The 422-nt window shown below is 49.3% G+C and carries 1 protein-coding gene; it reads right to left on the minus strand.

Features of this window, described 5'->3' with window-relative positions:
- On the minus strand, positions 1–394 hold a 394-nt coding region (locus tag O4G76_RS20010; protein ID WP_373568056.1), incomplete at its 3' end, for an ATPase, T2SS/T4P/T4SS family.
- Positions 395–422 lie beyond the last annotated feature (28 nt).

Here is a 422-nt window from a genome sequence, read left to right on the forward strand (position 1 = left end):
GTCCAGTGGTCGCCATACGAACAGCCGCCGCCACCATTGTTTTAGTTCTCAGCTCACCAAAGCCGATAGTATCGGGATCTTGGCGCAACAGTTGGCGCGCCAACAACTCTTCCGTTTTCTTGGACTGGTTTGTAGTCGCTTGAGCAGTACCAGTCAATATCCTCTCTACCGGATCTTCAATAGTGTAGATTGCCTCCCCGCCCTCTTCGTTCAACATACTCAGCAGGGAACTCAGGGTGGTACTTTTCCCTGAGCTTGTCGGGCCTGTGATCAGAAACATACCCTTTCCGCTTTTAAGCGCAGATTTAATTGTTGCTATTTGAAGGGGAGTTAAGCCGAGATCAGGCAGTTTTATATATGTCTCTGACCTTTTCCCAAGTTCCCGAATAGCTATTCTTGGGCCTTCATCAGCGGGGTAAAGG

Origin of the sequence: Limimaricola sp. G21655-S1 (assembly GCF_027213785.1) — a bacterium.
Classification (GTDB): domain Bacteria; phylum Pseudomonadota; class Alphaproteobacteria; order Rhodobacterales; family Rhodobacteraceae; genus Limimaricola.